13 protein-coding genes are annotated in these 15,423 nt (G+C 73.4%); 7 read left to right on the top strand and 6 right to left on the bottom strand.

The genetic code is table 11. From position 1 onward, the window contains the following. Positions 1-127: 127 nt before the first annotated feature. Positions 128-262 (bottom strand): hypothetical protein, encoded by a 135-nt coding sequence (locus tag ABZU32_RS12885; protein ID WP_354921110.1) that lies wholly within the window; start codon positions 260-262, stop codon positions 128-130. Between the two features lie 340 nt (positions 263-602). Here ABZU32_RS12885 and ABZU32_RS12880 point away from each other — a divergent pair, with 340 nt between their 5' ends. After that, on the top strand, positions 603-1,706 hold the full coding sequence (locus ABZU32_RS12880; RefSeq protein ID WP_354921107.1) for an iron-containing redox enzyme family protein: 1,104 nt from the start codon (positions 603-605) through the stop codon (positions 1,704-1,706). Then, on the top strand, positions 1,703-2,728 hold the full coding sequence (locus ABZU32_RS12875; protein ID WP_354921104.1) for a glycosyltransferase family 2 protein: 1,026 nt from the start codon (positions 1,703-1,705) through the stop codon (positions 2,726-2,728). The genes ABZU32_RS12880 and ABZU32_RS12875 overlap by 4 nt, the downstream gene beginning before the upstream one ends. On the opposite strand, the gene ABZU32_RS12870 is transcribed toward ABZU32_RS12875, so the two are convergent. Next, entirely contained in the window at positions 2,655-2,948 is a 294-nt protein-coding gene (locus ABZU32_RS12870; protein ID WP_354921101.1) for a CDGSH iron-sulfur domain-containing protein, read from the bottom strand. The genes ABZU32_RS12875 and ABZU32_RS12870 overlap by 74 nt on opposite strands. A 211-nt stretch (positions 2,949-3,159) precedes the next feature. Between ABZU32_RS12870 and ABZU32_RS12865 the strand changes: the two genes are divergently transcribed. After that, on the top strand, positions 3,160-5,028 hold the full coding sequence (locus tag ABZU32_RS12865) for an ABC transporter ATP-binding protein (RefSeq protein WP_354849200.1): 1,869 nt from the start codon (positions 3,160-3,162) through the stop codon (positions 5,026-5,028). Positions 5,029-5,155: 127 nt separating this feature from the next. Here ABZU32_RS12865 and ABZU32_RS12860 read toward each other — a convergent pair whose 3' ends face one another. After that, positions 5,156-6,202: a sporulation protein gene (locus tag ABZU32_RS12860; RefSeq protein ID WP_354921098.1), complete on the bottom strand. Its 1,047-nt coding sequence runs from the start codon at positions 6,200-6,202 to the stop codon at positions 5,156-5,158. 334 nt (positions 6,203-6,536) lie between these two features. On the opposite strand from ABZU32_RS12860, the gene ABZU32_RS12855 reads away from it, so the two are divergent. From ABZU32_RS12855 to ABZU32_RS12840, 4 genes are all read left to right on the top strand, one after another. Next, entirely contained in the window at positions 6,537-6,704 is a 168-nt protein-coding gene (locus ABZU32_RS12855; RefSeq protein WP_354848906.1) for a hypothetical protein, read from the top strand. Between the two features lie 10 nt (positions 6,705-6,714). After that, entirely contained in the window at positions 6,715-8,055 is a 1,341-nt protein-coding gene (locus ABZU32_RS12850) for a sugar ABC transporter substrate-binding protein (RefSeq protein ID WP_354921095.1), read from the top strand. 199 nt (positions 8,056-8,254) lie between these two features. After that, positions 8,255-9,268 (top strand): sugar ABC transporter permease, encoded by a 1,014-nt coding sequence (locus ABZU32_RS12845; protein WP_354921092.1) that lies wholly within the window; start codon positions 8,255-8,257, stop codon positions 9,266-9,268. Beyond that, on the top strand, positions 9,261-10,100 hold the full coding sequence (locus tag ABZU32_RS12840) for a carbohydrate ABC transporter permease (protein WP_354921089.1): 840 nt from the start codon (positions 9,261-9,263) through the stop codon (positions 10,098-10,100). The genes ABZU32_RS12845 and ABZU32_RS12840 overlap by 8 nt, the downstream gene beginning before the upstream one ends. A 95-nt stretch (positions 10,101-10,195) precedes the next feature. On the opposite strand, the gene ABZU32_RS12835 is transcribed toward ABZU32_RS12840, so the two are convergent. From ABZU32_RS12835 to ABZU32_RS12825, 3 genes are all read right to left on the bottom strand, one after another. Further along, a complete protein-coding gene (locus tag ABZU32_RS12835) occupies positions 10,196-10,762 on the bottom strand; it encodes an acetyl-CoA hydrolase/transferase C-terminal domain-containing protein (protein ID WP_354921086.1) in 567 nt (188 codons plus the stop codon). A gap of 363 nt (positions 10,763-11,125) precedes the next feature. After that, a complete protein-coding gene (locus tag ABZU32_RS12830) occupies positions 11,126-12,157 on the bottom strand; it encodes a LacI family DNA-binding transcriptional regulator (RefSeq protein ID WP_354921083.1) in 1,032 nt (343 codons plus the stop codon). A gap of 426 nt (positions 12,158-12,583) precedes the next feature. Next, positions 12,584-15,235 carry a glycoside hydrolase family 3 C-terminal domain-containing protein gene (locus ABZU32_RS12825; protein ID WP_354921081.1) on the bottom strand — a complete coding sequence of 884 codons (2,652 nt, stop codon included), beginning with the start codon at positions 15,233-15,235 and terminating at the stop codon, positions 12,584-12,586. Positions 15,236-15,423 lie beyond the last annotated feature (188 nt).

Raw genomic sequence — 15,423 nt, 5'->3', positions numbered from 1 at the left:
ACGTGAAACGCCGCCCCGCGAGATGTTCCTCGCGGGGCGGCGCTTTGCTGGTCACGGGTCCGCCCGTCGCGGCGGTCCCGCTCGCGGTCCTCGAAAGGGATCCGCGGACCGGGGACTCCGGCGGCCCCTAGTAGTAATCGTCGTCGTCGTCCCAGTCGTCATCGTCGTCGTCGTAGTCGCCGCCCCGGGTGAGGCCGGGAGCCGCTGCCGCGAGGAGGGCTGCCGTGAGCAGGACACCGGTGGCGATGAGTCGTCTGAGCATGAGAATCACTCCGTAACCAGATTCTTCTGTGACCCTGAGGGACGGTGCCCTCGGCCTGCGGAGCGTCGCGATGGGTTTCCCGGGATACGCCAGTACGGCGCGGTACAAGACTCACCTAACCATGACATCTCGGACAGGTCACCCGAGCGGAGGCAAATCCGCAGCATGGGTTCGGGCAAAGCCCGAGACCGTCCCGCGTGGCGCCGGCGACACGCCGCACGACACGCCGTCCACCGGCTCATCGGCCGATTGACCTGCGCGGACACCGGGCACGTGCCGAGCAGCGGCCCGCCGTCAGCGGCGGCGGCCGGCACGACGCACGTGAGGAGCCCACGCGGCCATGCAGCCCTTGAAACCCGCCAAGCGCACCCACCCTGACCAGACCGGCGCCCCGCGGCCCCCGGCGGGCGCCGGCCCCGCCGAGGACGCGGGACCGGCGCCCGCCCCGCCCCGGCTGCCCGAGGCCCGCGGGCCGCTCAGCGCGTTCCTGTTCGGGCGGCTGGCCGGCGCACCCCGCGAGCTGGAGGAGGTCGCCGTCGACTCCGGCGAGCCCGCCCTGCACGACGAGGACCTCCAGATCGCCCTGTACGCCTGCTACGAGCTGCACTACCAGGGCTTCGACGGCGTCGACGAGCGGTGGGAGTGGCACCCGTCGCTGCTGCGGCTGCGCGCGCGGCTGGAGCGGCGGCTGGAGGAGGGCCTGGCGGACGCCGTGCACCGCCCCGCCCCGGTGCGCGCCCAGCGCGTCCCGGCGGCGCTGGCCGAACTGGCCGCCGGCGGCCACGGGGACTCTCTGCTCGCCGACCACCTCGCGCACGACGCCGGCCCGGAACGCTTCCGCGAGTTCGTCGTCCACCGCTCGGTCTACCAGCTCAAGGAGGCCGACCCGCACACCTGGGCCATCCCGCGCCTGCGCGGCCGGGCCAAGGCCGCGCTGGTGGAGATCCAGGCCGACGAGTACGGCGGCGGGCGCCGCGAGCGCATGCACGCCGAGCTGTACCGGGCCACCATGCGCGGCCTCGGCCTGTGCGACGACTACGGGCACTACGTCGACCGCGTCCCCGCGATCACCCTGGCGGCCCTGGCCACGATGTCGCTGTTCGGGCTGCACCGGCGGCACCGGGGCGCGCTGCTCGGCCACCTGGCGGCCCTGGAGATGACCTCGTCGCAGCCCAACGCCAAATACGCCCGCGGGCTGCGGCGCCTGGGCGCCGACGCCGCCACGGCCCGCTTCTACGACGAGCACGTGCAGGCCGACGCCGTCCACGAGCAGCTCGCCGCGCACGACATGTGCGGCGCGTTCGCCGCCGCCCACCCGTCTCTGGCGGGGGAGGTGCTGTTCGGCGCCGCCTGCTGCCTGGCGCTCGAGCGGCTGTTCGCCCGCCACCTGCTCGGCCGCTGGGAGGCGGGGGAGAGCTCGCTGCGCGGCGGTGAGCCTTTGTGAGGGGCCTGGACTACGTGCTGCCGCTGCGCTGGTCCCGCGACGACGGGCTCGGCGAGCTGACCGCCTATCTGCGCCGCGTCTCGCAGCACGCGCGGGTGGTCGTGGTGGACGGCTCGCCGCCGGAGCTGTTCGAGCGGCACGCGCGGGCGTGGCGGGGCGTGGCCGCGGTGCACGTACGGCCCGACCCCGGCCTGGACTTCCTCAACGGCAAGGTCGACGGGGTCACCACGGGGATGCGGCGGGCGCGCTCCGAGCGCGTCGTCATCGCCGACGACGACGTGCGCTACGACGCCCTCTCCCTGGCCAGGGTGCGCGACCTGCTCGGCGAGGCCGACCTGGTGCGCCCGCACAACTATTACCGGCCGCTGCCCTGGCGCGCCCGGTGGGACACCGCCCGCACGCTGCTCAACCGCGCCTTCGGGGCCGACTATCCCGGCACCTTCGGCGTGCGCCGCTCGACGTTCCTGCGGATGGGCGGCTACGACGGCGACGTGCTGTTCGAGAACCTGGAGCTGATCCGCACGGTCCGCGCGCACGGCGGCCGTGAGCTGCGCCCGCGCGACCTGTTCGTCCGGCGCCTGCCGCCCGGCTCGGGGCGGTTTCGCGCGCAGCGGGTCTGGCAGGCCTACGACGACCTGGCACAACCCGCCCGCATGGCCCTGTTCCTCGCCGTCCTGCCGGCACTCGGAGCCGCGCTGCTGCTCGGCCGCCACCGGGCGGCCCTGGCGGGCGCGTTCGTCGTGGTGCTGCTGGCCGAGACCGGCCGGCGCCGCGGCGGCGGGCGGCGCGTCTACCCGTTCACCAGCGCGCTGCTGGCCCCCGGCTGGGTGCTCGAACGGGGCGTGTGCAGCTGGCTCGCGCTCGCCGCCCGCGTCACCGGCAGAGGGATCCCGTACTGGGGCAGGCGCATCCACCTGGCGGCCCACTCGGCGCGCCGACTGCGCCGGGTCAGCCGGGCCGCTGCGGCTCGGTCCCGGTGCGGAAGCGCGCGGCCTTGTGCGACCCGTCACAGAACGGCTTGACCGACGAGCGGCCGCAGCGGCACAGCGCCACGGTGGCCCGTCCGGGGTCGATGAGGCGCCCGTCCTGGGTGAGCAGGGTGAACGGGCCGCGCACCAGCAGCGGGCCGTTCTCGCAGGCCGTCACCGTGACCTCCTCGGCCGCCGCGGGTGGGTCGTCGTGCTCGCGCGGGCGGCCCTCCTCGGAGCGCGCCACGCCCGGTTCGCCGGTCTCATCCCGCACGATGCGACCATGCCCGGCCGGTACGCCCGGAAAACAACGGCCCCGGTCGTCCGGGAGCAGCGCAAACCGCTTGACGTGAACATATGTTCAGGTTTTAGGCTCACCGGTGGGTCACCGGCCGGAGGATCGCGGACGGCGACGTCCGGTGATCTCTTTCGCGACGCGGCCCGGCGCGGCGCGGCGACACACGGGGGTTCTTGTGAGCATGGAAATGACGGCGTGGCATTCGCTCTACAGCGCGATGCACGCCAAAGACCGGCGGCCCTTCTCCAGGGCCACATTACGGCGCATCGCCTCTTTCGCCCGGCCACGCCGCCGCATGCTGGGATTCTTCCTGCTGCTCAGCGTGGCGTCGGCGGTGCTCGCGGTCGCCTCGCCCGTGCTGGCCGGGCGGGTCGTCGACGCGATCGTGCACCGGGCGGCCTTCGAGAGCGTCGTGACGATGGCCGGGCTCATCGCCGTCATCGCGCTGCTGGACGCCGGGCTCGGCCTGCTCACCCGCTGGCTGTCGGCGAGCATCGGCGAGGGCCTCATCCTCGACCTGCGCACCGCCGTGTTCGACCACGTGCAGCGCATGCCGGTCGCCTTCTTCACCCGCACCCGCACCGGCGCGCTGGTCAGCCGGCTGAACAACGACGTCATCGGCGCCCAGCGCGCCTTCAGCAACACCCTGTCGGGCGTGGTCGGCAACCTGGTGACGCTCCTGCTGACCCTGGTCGTCATGATCGGCCTGTCCTGGCAGATCACCCTGCTCGCGCTGGTGCTGCTGCCCGTCTTCGTCGTCCCCGCGCGGCGCATGGGCTCGCGGCTGGCCCGCCTGGAGCGCGAGGCCGCCGACCACAACTCGCGGATGAGCACCCAGATGACCGAGCGCTTCTCGGCGCCCGGCGCGACGCTGATCAAGCTGTTCGGCCGTCCCGCCGCCGAGTCCGCCGAGTTCGCCCAGCGGGCCCGCCGGGTGCGCGACATCGGCGTGCGCACGGCCATGGTGCAGTCGGTGTTCGTCACCGCGCTGACCCTGGTCTCCGCGCTCGCGCTCGCCGTGGTCTACGGCCTGGGCGGCTTCTACTCGCTGCGCGGCCAGCTCGAACCGGGCAACGTCGTCGCCCTCGCCCTGCTGCTCACCCGCCTGTACGCGCCGCTCACCGCCCTGGCCGGCGCCCGCGTCGAGGTGATGAGCGCCCTGGTCAGCTTCGAGCGGGTCTTCGAGGTGCTCGACCTCAAGCCGCTGATCGTCGAGCGGCCGGGCGCGCGCGCCGTCCCGGACGGGCCGGTGTCGGTGGAGGTGGACGGCGTGAGCTTCGCCTACCCCTCCGCCGACAAGGTGTCGCTCGCCTCCCTGGAGGAGGTCGCGACCCTGGACACCCGGGGCGGCGTCGAGGTGCTGCACGAGGTGTCCTTCCGCGCCGAGCCGGGCCGCATGGTCGCGCTGGTCGGCTCCTCGGGGGCGGGCAAGTCCACGATCGCCCAGCTCCTCACACGGCTGTACGACGTCGACGCGGGCGCCGTGCGGCTTGCGGGGGTGGACGTGCGCGACCTGACGGCCGAGTCGCTGCGCGAGACGCTCGGCATGGTCACCCAGGACGGGCACCTGTTCCACGAGTCCGTGCGCGCCAACCTGCTGCTCGCCCGGCCCGAGGCCACCGAGGAGGAGCTGTGGGAGGTCCTGCGCCGCGCCCGCCTGGAGGAACTGGTCGCCGGGCTGCCCGACGGGCTGGACACCATCGTGGGGGAGCGTGGCTACCGCCTCTCCGGCGGTGAGCGCCAGCGGCTGACCATCGCCCGCTTGCTCCTGGCCCGCCCTCGGGTGGTGATCCTCGACGAGGCCACCGCCCACCTTGACTCCACCTCGGAGGCGGCGGTGCAGGAGGCGCTGGGAGAGGCGCTGGCCGGCCGGACGGCCGTGGTCATCGCCCACCGGCTGTCCACCATCAGGGCCGCCGACCTGATCCTGGTCATCGAGGACGGCAGGGTGGTCGAGCGCGGCGCCCACGACGAGTTGCTCGCCGCCGGCGGGCGCTACGAGGAGCTGTACCGCACCCAGTTCGACGAGCGGAGCGCCGCCGAGACGCTCCGCTGACCGCCGCGCCCCGTGCCCCCGCCCCGGGGGCGGTCATCGGCCGTCCGCGGGGCGATCGGCCGGGCTCGCCTCGGGGCGGTCGCCGGCCGCCCCAGCCGGGGGGATCGCCGGCCGTTCCGCCTGGGGGTCACCAGTCGTCGCCGTCGCCGCCGTCACCGCCGAAGAAGTCGCCGATCTCGTCGATCGCCTCGGCCGCCACGATGCCGCCGATGACGCCGGCGGCGCCGGCCGCCGCCACCGCGCCCCAGCCCGGCCCGTCGTGGTGGTCGCGGTGGTGCCCGTAGTGCCCGCCGTGGCCGTGGGGGTCGCCCTGGTGCCAGTACTGGCCGCCGTACGTGCCGTGTCCACCGTGTCCACCGTGTCCGCCGTGTCCGCTGTACCCGCTGTGTCCGGCCGTGTGGTGGCCGTTCGCCACGCCGTCCAGCCAGCGTCCGATCTCGGCGGCCCAGTCGATGCGCGCCGCCTGCTCGTGGGTGGCCTGGAAGCGGCCGATGGCGTCGTGGCCGGGCTGGAACAGGCGGGCGCGCTTGTCGGCCTCCAGCACCACCACCAGCCCCGCCGGGTCGGCGACGAAGGTCAGCTCGACCTCGTTGACGCGGCCGGCCCAGGCCGCGGGCGGGTGGAACTCGATCTCCTGGAAGAACGGCAGCCGCTGGTGGACGCCGTGCAGCCGCCCGGCCTCCAGGTCGGCACTCTTGAGGTGGAAGCCGAGCCGGGCGAAGGCGCGCAGGACCTCCTCCTGTGAGGGCAGCGGGACGACCGAGATCGGGTCCAGGTCGCCCTTGTCGACGGCCTTGGCGACCGACAGCTCGGTGCGCACGCCGACGAACGCGCCGTGCGGGCGCGTGCCGTTGACCTCGGTGACCGGCGTCTCCCAGGGCAGGGGCATCTGGAAGGGAATGGTGCGCATCTCCCCCTCGCGCAGGTGGAAGGGGCCGCAGACCCGCGCGCCGAAGAACTCGGCCGTGCCGGTGTGCTCGGAGTCCCCCGACTCGACCTCCACGCGGGCGACCAGCGACAGGGAGACGTACTCGATGTCGGAGGGGAAGTCGCCGCCCTTGACCCGCACCTCACCGGTCAGCGTGCCGCCCGGCCGCACCCGCGTGGTGGACAGCACCGTGTCGACCGAGGGACCCCCGACTCCCAGCGCTCCCAGCATCCGTTTGAAGACCACGGTTTCCTCTCTGGCCGTGCCTGTATGACCTGACCGCACGGGAAACGATCGGCCCCCGGCGCCGGTTCCCGAAGGCGGAGGACGGCCGGCGTGGCGGCGGGGCGGAGGTCACGCCGGTACGCCGATCATGGAGAGCGGTTTCCCCGCGACCCGGTCACGTGCCGGTTTCGTCCCGGATGGTCGATGAGCAGGGCGGTTCCGGGCGTGTTTCCAAATCGTCAACATTGGAGTGTTGACAACTTCTCCCAATCCAGACAGTCTCGGTCAGGAGAGCGCTCTCCAGCCCCCGCCGCCAGGACGGGCGGCGGACACCCCCTGCGACAAGGAGAGGGCCGTGCATCCACCCCGCACCCCCGCCGGGTCCCTCCCGGACCGGCTCGACGCCTCCATGCTCGCGCTCCACCTGCGGTTCGAGGGCCTCCCGCGGTTTCCCGTGCTCCCGGCGAAGCCGCTCCCGCGTACGGCGACACCAGCGGCCCCGGCCGTGGTCGCGAAGATCTGAGGGGATTGCAGTGCGTATACAGAAGTTCGGTTACCTGGCGATCGCGGGTGTCGTGCTCGCGGCGGCCGCGGCGTGCGGCGGTGGCGACGGCGACGGCGGAAGCGCGGGCGGCGCGACCGCCGGCTCCGGATCGGGCGCCGGCAAGACGCTGACCTACTGGGCCTCCAACCAGGGCCCCAGCCTGGAGGCCGACAAGTCGATCCTGCAGCCCGAACTGGACAAGTTCCAGCAGCAGACCGGCATCAAGGTCAACGTCGAGGTGGTCCCCTGGGCGGACCTGCTCAACCGCATCCTGGCGGCCACCACCTCCGGCAAGGGCCCGGACGTGGTCAACATCGGCAACACCTGGTCGGCCTCGCTGCAGGCCACCGGCGCCTTCCTGCCCTTCGACGACACGCTGCTGTCGGGTCTCGGCGGCAGGCAGCGCTTCCTCGGCCCCAGCCTCGCCGCGACCGGCGCCCCCGGCAAGCCGCCGGTGGGCGTGCCGATCTACGGCATGACCTACGGGCTCTTCTACAACAAGAAGATGTTCAAGGACGCCGGCATCGACAAGCCGCCGGCGACGTGGGACGAGCTGATCGCCGACGGCAAGAAGCTCACCAAGGGCGGCAAGTGGGGCCTCGCGGTGGAGGGCGCCAGCGTCAGCGAGAACTCCCACCACGCCTTCGTGTTCACCCAGCAGCACGGCGGCGAGCTGTTCGGCCCCGACGGCAAGCCGCAGTTCGACTCGCCCCAGAACGTCGCGGGCATCAAGCAGTACCTCGACCTGATGGCCGTGCACAAGATCGTCAACCCGAGCAACGCCGAGTACGGCAACGGCACCGAGGCCGTGCAGGACTTCCTCAACGGCAAGGCCGGCATGCTGATGTGGCAGTCGATCGCCTCCAACATCAAGGCGAGCGACATGTCCGAGGACGACATCGGCCTGGCCCCGATCCCGCTGCCGGACCCGAGCGCGGGCGGCAAGCAGGTCAACGGCATGGTCGCGGGCATCAACCTGTCGGTGTTCAACTTCACCAAGGACAAGGACAGTGCGCTGAAGTTCGTCAAGTTCATGACCAGCCCGGAGGAGCAGAAGCTGCTCAACAAGACCTACGGCTCGCTGCCCACGGTCACCGACGGCTACGACGACCCGGCGTTCCAGACCGACACCATCAAGACCTTCCAGCAGATCCTGGCCACCACCGCCGCGCCGCTGCCCCAGGTGCCCGAGGAGAGCCAGTTCGAGACCCTGGTCGGCACGGCCATGAACCAGCTCTGGGCGGACGCCGCCGGCGGCAAGCCGATCACCGACGACTCCGTCAAGGCCAAGCTGACCCAGGCCAACCAGCAGGTCCAGCCGGGCAGCTGACCAAGGCGCCCCCGAGACACCTGCGGCCATGCCGGAGCCGGGACGGGCACGCCGATCGGACGCCGATCGCCGCCCGCCCGGCCCCGCCCGTCACCCTCGCCTCCCGGCCGCCGGCCGGCCGGGCGGCGCGGCGACAGCGGACGACGAACCACCATGCGACGCCGAGAACGACCGGCCCTGCCGAACCGAGAAGGAACAGATGGTCGCGCGCACCACGCCTCACCATGACGAGCGGCGGACGGCCGCGACGGCGCACGGCGGGCCGCGTCCGCCGGGAGCCGGGCGGCGGGCCGCCGCCGGGCTCCTCGCACGGCTGCGCCGCGCAGGCCTGCCGTACCTGCTGATCCTCCCGGCGATCCTGCTCGAACTGCTGATCCACGTCATCCCCATGCTGGTCGGCGCCTGGATGAGCTTCCTGCGGCTGACGCAGTTCTTCATCAGGAACTGGTCGGCCGCCCCGTTCGCGGGCCTGGCGAACTACAAGGTCGCCGTCGACGTCGACTCCGCGGTGGGCGCCGCGCTGCTGCACTCGTTCCTGGTCACGGTGGTGTTCACGGTGCTGGCCGTCGGGCTGTCGTGGCTGTTCGGCACGGCGGGGGCCGTGCTGATGCAGGGCGCCTTCCGCGGGCGGGGCCTGCTGCGCACCCTGTTCCTGGTGCCGTACGCGCTGCCCGTCTACGCCGGCGTGATCACCTGGAGCTTCATGTTCCAGCGGGACACCGGCCTGGTCAACCACGTCCTGGTCGACCAGCTCCACCTGTTCGGCGACCGCCCGTTCTGGCTGATCGGCGGCAACAGCTTCGCCGCCGTGGTCGTGGTGTGCGTCTGGCGCACCTGGCCGTTCGCCTTCCTGATCCTCATGGCGGGGCTGCAGAACATCGACAACGACCTGTACGAGGCCTCGGCCATCGACGGCGCCGGATGGTGGCGGCAACTGCGCTCGATCACCATGCCCATGCTGCGTCCGGTGAACCAGGTGCTGCTGCTGGTGCTGTTCCTGTGGACCTTCAACGACTTCAACACCCCGTACGTGCTGTTCGGGAAGGCGGCCCCGCCGCAGGCGGACCTGATCTCGGTGCACATCTACCAGAGCTCGTTCATCACCTGGAACTTCGGCTCCGGCTCGGCGATGTCGGTCCTGCTGCTGCTGTTCCTGCTGCTGGTGACCGCGGTCTACCTGGTGACGACCTCCCGGAGGAAGAGCGATGCGTGAGCCCCGATGGCTGCCCTGGGTGCGCTGGACCGTCCTCGGCCTGCTCGCCCTGTTCACCCTGCTGCCGCTCTACGTGATGGTGAGCTCCTCGCTCAAGCCGTTGCGCGACGTGCAGAGCGGGTTCGACTGGATCCCCTCGACCCTCACCCTGCGGCCCTTCCACGACATCTGGCAGACGGTGCCGCTGGGCCGGTACTTCGTCAACAGCCTGGTCGTGGCGTCCATCTCGGCGGTGGCGTCGGTGACGGTGGCGATCTTCGCCGCGTACGCCGTCAGCCGCTACCGCTTCGCCGGGCGCCGGATCTTCACCGTCACCGTGCTGTCGACCCAGATGTTCCCCGGCATCCTGTTCCTGCTGCCGCTGTTCATGATCTTCGTGAACCTCGGGCACGCGACCGGCCTGGAGCTGTACGGCACCCGCACCGGGCTGATCGTCACCTACCTGACCTTCTCGCTGCCGTTCTCGATCTGGATGCTGGTCGGCTACTTCGACTCCATCCCCACCGCGCTGGACGAGGCGGCCAAGGTGGACGGCAACGGCCCGCTCGGCGCGCTGTTCCGGGTGGTCATCCCGGCGGCGATCCCCGGCATCGTCGCGGTGGCCATCTACGCGTTCATGACCGCGTGGGGCGAGGTGCTGTTCGCCTCGGTGATGACCGACGAGTCGACCCGCACCCTGGCCGTCGGCCTGCGCGGCTACGCCACCGAGAACAACGTGTACTGGAACCAGGTCATGGCGGCGTCCCTGGTGGTCAGCGTGCCGGTCGTGGCCGGCTTCCTGCTCCTGCAGAGGTACCTGGTTCAGGGACTCACCGCAGGTGCGGTGAAGTAGGCCCAGCCCAGCCCAGCCCAGCCCAGCCCGGTCCGGCCCAGCCTTGCCCGGTGCCGCCCGGCCGTCCCCGCCGCCGGGCCCGGCTTTCGCGGGGGTCAGCGCAGCGGGAAGCCGAGCCGGCGGCCGGCCTCGCGCAGCTCGTCGCGCGCGCCGGGGTGGGCCACGTTGTCCAGCAGCTGCTGTGCCTGGCCGGCGGCGTCGTGGCCCCAGATGGCCGCGGCGCCCCGCTCGCTGACGATGAAGCTGTGCTGGAAGGAGGTGACCGGCCCGGCCAGCCGCGGCACCACCGTCGAGACGTCCGCCTTGGGGTGCCAGGACGGCAGCGCGATGATCGCCCGCCCGCCGGGGGAGTGCAGCGCGCCCACGATGAAGTCGGTCTGCCCCCCGAAGCCCGAGTAGATGAGCCCGCGCACCCGCGCCGCGTTCGCCTGGGCGTACAGATCGACCTGCAACGCGCCGTTCACCGAGGTCAGCGCGTGCTGACGGGAGATCAGCGCGGGGTCGTTGGTCTTCTCGGTGCGCAGCAGGCGCACCCGGTCGTTGCGGTCGATCCAGTCGTACAGCTCGGCGCCGCCGAACACGAACGACGCGGTGACCGGGACGCCCGCCTCCAGCGCGCCGGCCTTCTCCAGGGCGCGTCGAGCACCGACAGGGCACGCCACGGCGTGGAGAAGTTGCCGCCGGCCACCACCCGGGGAGTGCCCGGCAGGCCGGACAGCACCGAGGCGAGCCGAGATTCGGATATCACGCGCATTCGACCGTCATTCCCTGCACGACAGTGGTGGCCGGTTCGGGGGGCGCGCACGCCGCGGCGTCCCTCCACCCGCCGGGGGGTTCCGAGCCTCTCAGGCCGCTGGACGGCCCGCACAGGGACGAGATGCCCGGGCCGCGGAGTCGTTCGGCCCTTCCGGCGACCGGCACGGCCTGAAGCAGGCGCGTGCGGTAGGCGGTGCCTGCTCCGGCGGCCGGCGCGGCCTGAGGGAGGCGCGTGCGGTGGGCCGTGCCTGCTCCGGCGGCCGGCGCGGTCAGGCGGAGTCGCGGACCACCAGGGACGGCTCGAAGATGACCGACGTGACCGCGCGGTCGGGGTCGTCCACGTAGGCGAGCAGCAGTCGCGTCATCTCGGCCGCCATGTCCTCGACGGGATGGCGGATCGTCGTCAGGAGCGGCCGGCTCGCCGTCGCCGCGCTGCTGTCGTCGAACCCGACGACGGCGACGTCCTCGGGCACGCGCCGCCCGTGGTTGCGCAGCACGGGCAGGGCGCCCTGGGCCATGAGGTCGTTGGCGATGAACACCCCGTCGATGCCGGGATGCTCGGCCATCAGCCGCTCCATCGCCGCCTCGCCGCTGGCCAGGGTGAAGTCGCCCTCGGCGCAGGGGATGTAGGGGTGGCCGTGGGCCGCCATGGCGTCGCGGAAGCCCGACAGGCGGTCCTGGGCGGCCGGCACGTCGAGCGGCCCGGCGATGGTGGCCACCCGCCGGCGGCCCCGCGCGATCAGATGGTCGGCGGCGAGCTTGGCGCCGGTGCGGTGCGCGAGGTCCACGTAGCTGATCGGGATCGGCTCGGGGGGCCGGGCGAAGAGCACGGCGGGGAGCGAGGCCTCCACCATCAGGCGGGGCAGCGGGTCGCGCGCCTCGGTGGACACCAGGATCGCCCCGTCGGCGTTGCCCTGCCGCAGGTAGGCGATGGCCTGGGCCCGCGTCTCATCGGTCTCGGCGAACATCAGGGTCGGATGGATGCCGCGCGGGCGCAGGAACCCGACCACGCCGGAGGCCACCCGCCCGAAGAACGGGTCGGCGAAGACCTGGCTGTGAAAAGGGTTCTCCTCGCTCTCCTCTCCGGCGCCCGAGACCACCAGGGCGATCGAGCCGGTGCGGCGGGTGACCAGCGAGCGGGCGGCCCGGTTGGGCACGTAGCCGGTGGCGGCGATGGCCTGCCTGACGGTCTCCTGGATCGCGGGATCGACGTTGCGGATGCCGTTGATGACCCGGGAGACGGTGGCACGGGACACGCCCGCCGCACGCGCGACGTCCTCCAGGGTCGGGGAAGCCGGCACTGGTGGGCGACCTAGGCTCATGGGGCCTTTATAGCATGCTTGGAGAGCGCTCTCCAACGTCCGGTCGTCACAAGGCGATGCCCCGCACCGCCCGGCCCCGTCCGCACCGCCACCGCACCGCCCTGCTCTGTCCGCGCCATCACCGTCCGCGCCCCGCTACGTCGGCGCCGCCACCGGTCGCGCCACCGCACCGCCCGCTGCGTCCGCGCCACCACCGGTCGCGCCCCGGCGTCGCCCTGTTCCCTCCGCACCGCCACCGCGCCGCTGCGTCCACGCCGCCACCGGCCGCGCCCCGGCACCGCTCTGCTCCGTTCACGCCGCCACCGGCCGCGCCCCGTGGCGGGACGCGGGCGGCGTCGCCCGGTGAACCGTGTGCCGCCATCGGCGGCCCGCCCTTCCGCTGGGGAGGGCAGGCCGCCGCCGCGGTCAGTTCGCCGGGGCCGCCACCGCGACCGTCGCGGTCAATGGTAGGTCCCCGCAGGAACGCCCTGCCAGCACCGTGAACGATCCGGGCTCGAAGGCCCAGGCGTGCCGCTCGGGCGACCAGTGGGCGAGCGCTCGCGCCGCCACCTCGACCCGCGTCTCCACGCTCTCGCCGGGCCCGGCCTGCACCCGGGCGAACCCCGCGAGCCAGCGCACCGGGCGCTCCACACCGCTGCCGGGACGGGTCAGATACACCTGGACCACCTCGCCGCCGGTCCGCCCGCCGGTGTTGCGCACCTGGACGCGGACGGTGAACGGGGCTCCAGGTTCGACCTCGCCGGGCGCCTCGACGCTCTCGTACGCCCAGGTCGTGTAGCCGAGCCCGTGCCCGAACCAGTACGCGGGGGGCGACGGCTGGCGCAGCCAGGCCCGGTGCCCGATGTGCAGGCCCTCGGTGTAGGCGAGCACCCCGTCCACCGGCGTGGTCCCGGCCAGTGCGCGGCCGGCCCAGGTGGTGGGCAGCCGCCCGCCCGGCTCGGCGGCGCCGAACAGCACCTCCGCCAGCCCGTGCCCGTACTCCTGGCCGGGGAACCAGCTCAGCAGCACCGCCGGCACCTCCTCACGCCACGGCAGGTCGACGGGGCCGCCGGAGTTGACCACCACCACCGTGGCGGGGTTGGCGGCCGCCACCGCGCGCACCAGCGCGTCCTGCGCGCCGGGCAGAGCGAGGCCGGCGCGGTCGTAGCCCTCGCTCTCGACCTCTTCGGTCGTGCCGGCAACGACGATGGCGACGTCCGCGCCTCGGGCGAGCTCGACGGCGGCGGCGAACTCCTCCTCCTCGGAACGGCGCGGCGGGTCGGCGGCGAGCACGAAGGCCACGCCGCTGCCGGGGTCCATGCGCCGCCGGGCCACCAGCTCGACCTCCCGGCCCGCGGCGAGCTCCAACTCCGCCCGGCGGTAGGGCGGGTTGAGCGACACCGTCGCCGGGTCGTCGCTGTCGCGCCCCACCTCGTCGTCGATGAGCGTCACGCCGTCCGCCGCCAGGCTCACGTGGTCCCACCCGGCGACCGCCAGCGTCCACCGGCCCCCGACCCGCGGGCACAGCAGGGCGCGGATCTCGACGGTGGCCGGCGAGCCGACGATGGTCGGCTCCAGCACGCGCCCGGTGAGGCGGTGCTCGGCGTGCAGTTCCGCGCCGTCCGCGGACAGCAGGCGCACCAGCACGCCCGGCTCGCCGCCGCGCGGGTCGCGCGCGTCGTCCAGGCCGAGGGGAGTGGGCGTGTCGTCGATGTGCGCCCCGGCGGCGTGGACGACCTCGGCCCGCCCGGCGAGCGCGGCACGGATGCCCTCAAGCGGCGACACGGTGCGCACGGGGTACACCCCCGCGCTGCCGCCGCCCTGGATGCGGGGCGCGGCGGCGTTCGGTCCGATCACCGCGACCGTGCGCAGCCGTTCGGCGTCCAGCGGCAGGATCGGCCCTTCGTTGCGCAGCAGTACGGTCCCCGCCACCACGGCCTCCCGCAACAACCCCTCCGCCGCCCCGGCCCCCACCCTGCCCGGCTCCTCCGCCGAAGGCGCGACGCCCTCGGCGAGCCCGGCGGAGGACTCTCCGGCGAGAGGCACGACGCTCTTGGGAAGGGGGGCGACGGGGGCCCCGGAAGACGCGGGGCCAGCGGCGGAAGCAGGGACGGTCGCCCCAGAGGCCGTCCCGCCGAGGGAAGTCGTCGGGTTACCAGGGGCGCCCTCCTGCGCGGGCGAGGCGGCCTGGCCGTGGAGGGCGCCGCCGGAGGCGCCGCCATGCCAGGACAGGGCGCCCACGCGGGAGGCCAGGCGCAGCAGCCGGCGGACCTTGTCGTCGATCGCCTCCTCCGGCACCTCGCCGGCCCGGACGGCGGCGACCAGCGCCTCGCCCCACGGGCCGTCGGGCCCCGGCATGGCCAGGTCCTGCGCGGCGCGCCCGGCCGCGACCGTCGAGCGGACGGCGCCCCAGTCGGACACCACCAGCCCGTCGAAGCCCCACTCGCCCTTCAGTGGCTCGGCCAGCAGCGGGTTCTCCGACATGGTCGCGCCGTTCACGCCGTTGTAGGCGGCCATGACCACCCACACTCCGGCCTCGACGGCGGCCTCGAAGGGCGCCAGGTACAGCTCGCGCAGCGTCCGCTCGTCCACCCGCGCGTCCAGCGTCAGCCGCTCGGTCTCGGAGTCGTTGGCCACGTAGTGCTTGGCGGTGGCGGCGACTCCGCGCGACTGCACGCCGTGGACGAAGGCGACGCCGATGCGGGCGGTGAGCAGCGGGTCCTCGGAGTAGCACTCGAAGTGCCTGCCGCCGAGCGGCGAGCGGTGCAGGTTGATCGTGGGGGCGAGCAGGACGTCGACCCCCTTGCGCCGGGCCTCGTCGCCGAGCAGCGCGCCCAGCCGTTCCACCAGTCGCTCGTCCCAGCTCGCGGCCAGCGCGGTCGGCGAGGGCAGGTTCAGCGAGACGCTGCGCTCGTCCCACCCGGGGCCGCGCACGCCCACCGGCCCGTCCGACAGCACGAGGGAGCGCAGCCCGGCGTCCGGCTCGGCGTAGGTGCTCCAGGCGGTCCCCCCGGTGAGCAACCGCACCTTCCGCTCAAGGCCAAGCCTGCGCACCACGTCATCGAACTCGTCGGTCACCCTGGTTCCTTCCCCCGGTTTGGAGAGCGCTCTCCACGTTCGGCCCTAGCGTTCCCGCCCCAACGGAGGATGTCAATGGCCCGGCCCCTGCTCCCAGCGACCGCGCGGACATCATCGCCCACGATCCGTTCCGCCCGCAGGGTTCAGCGGTGCGATGATGTGGTCCTGTGGCCGACTCGCGTACGGCG

This window comes from Sphaerisporangium sp. NPDC005288, assembly GCF_040607475.1.
Classification (GTDB): Bacteria; Actinomycetota; Actinomycetes; order Streptosporangiales; family Streptosporangiaceae; genus Sphaerisporangium; species Sphaerisporangium rhizosphaerae.
Note: the sequence above shows the minus strand (reverse complement) of the source record. Positions and strands in the feature narration are given on the sequence as shown.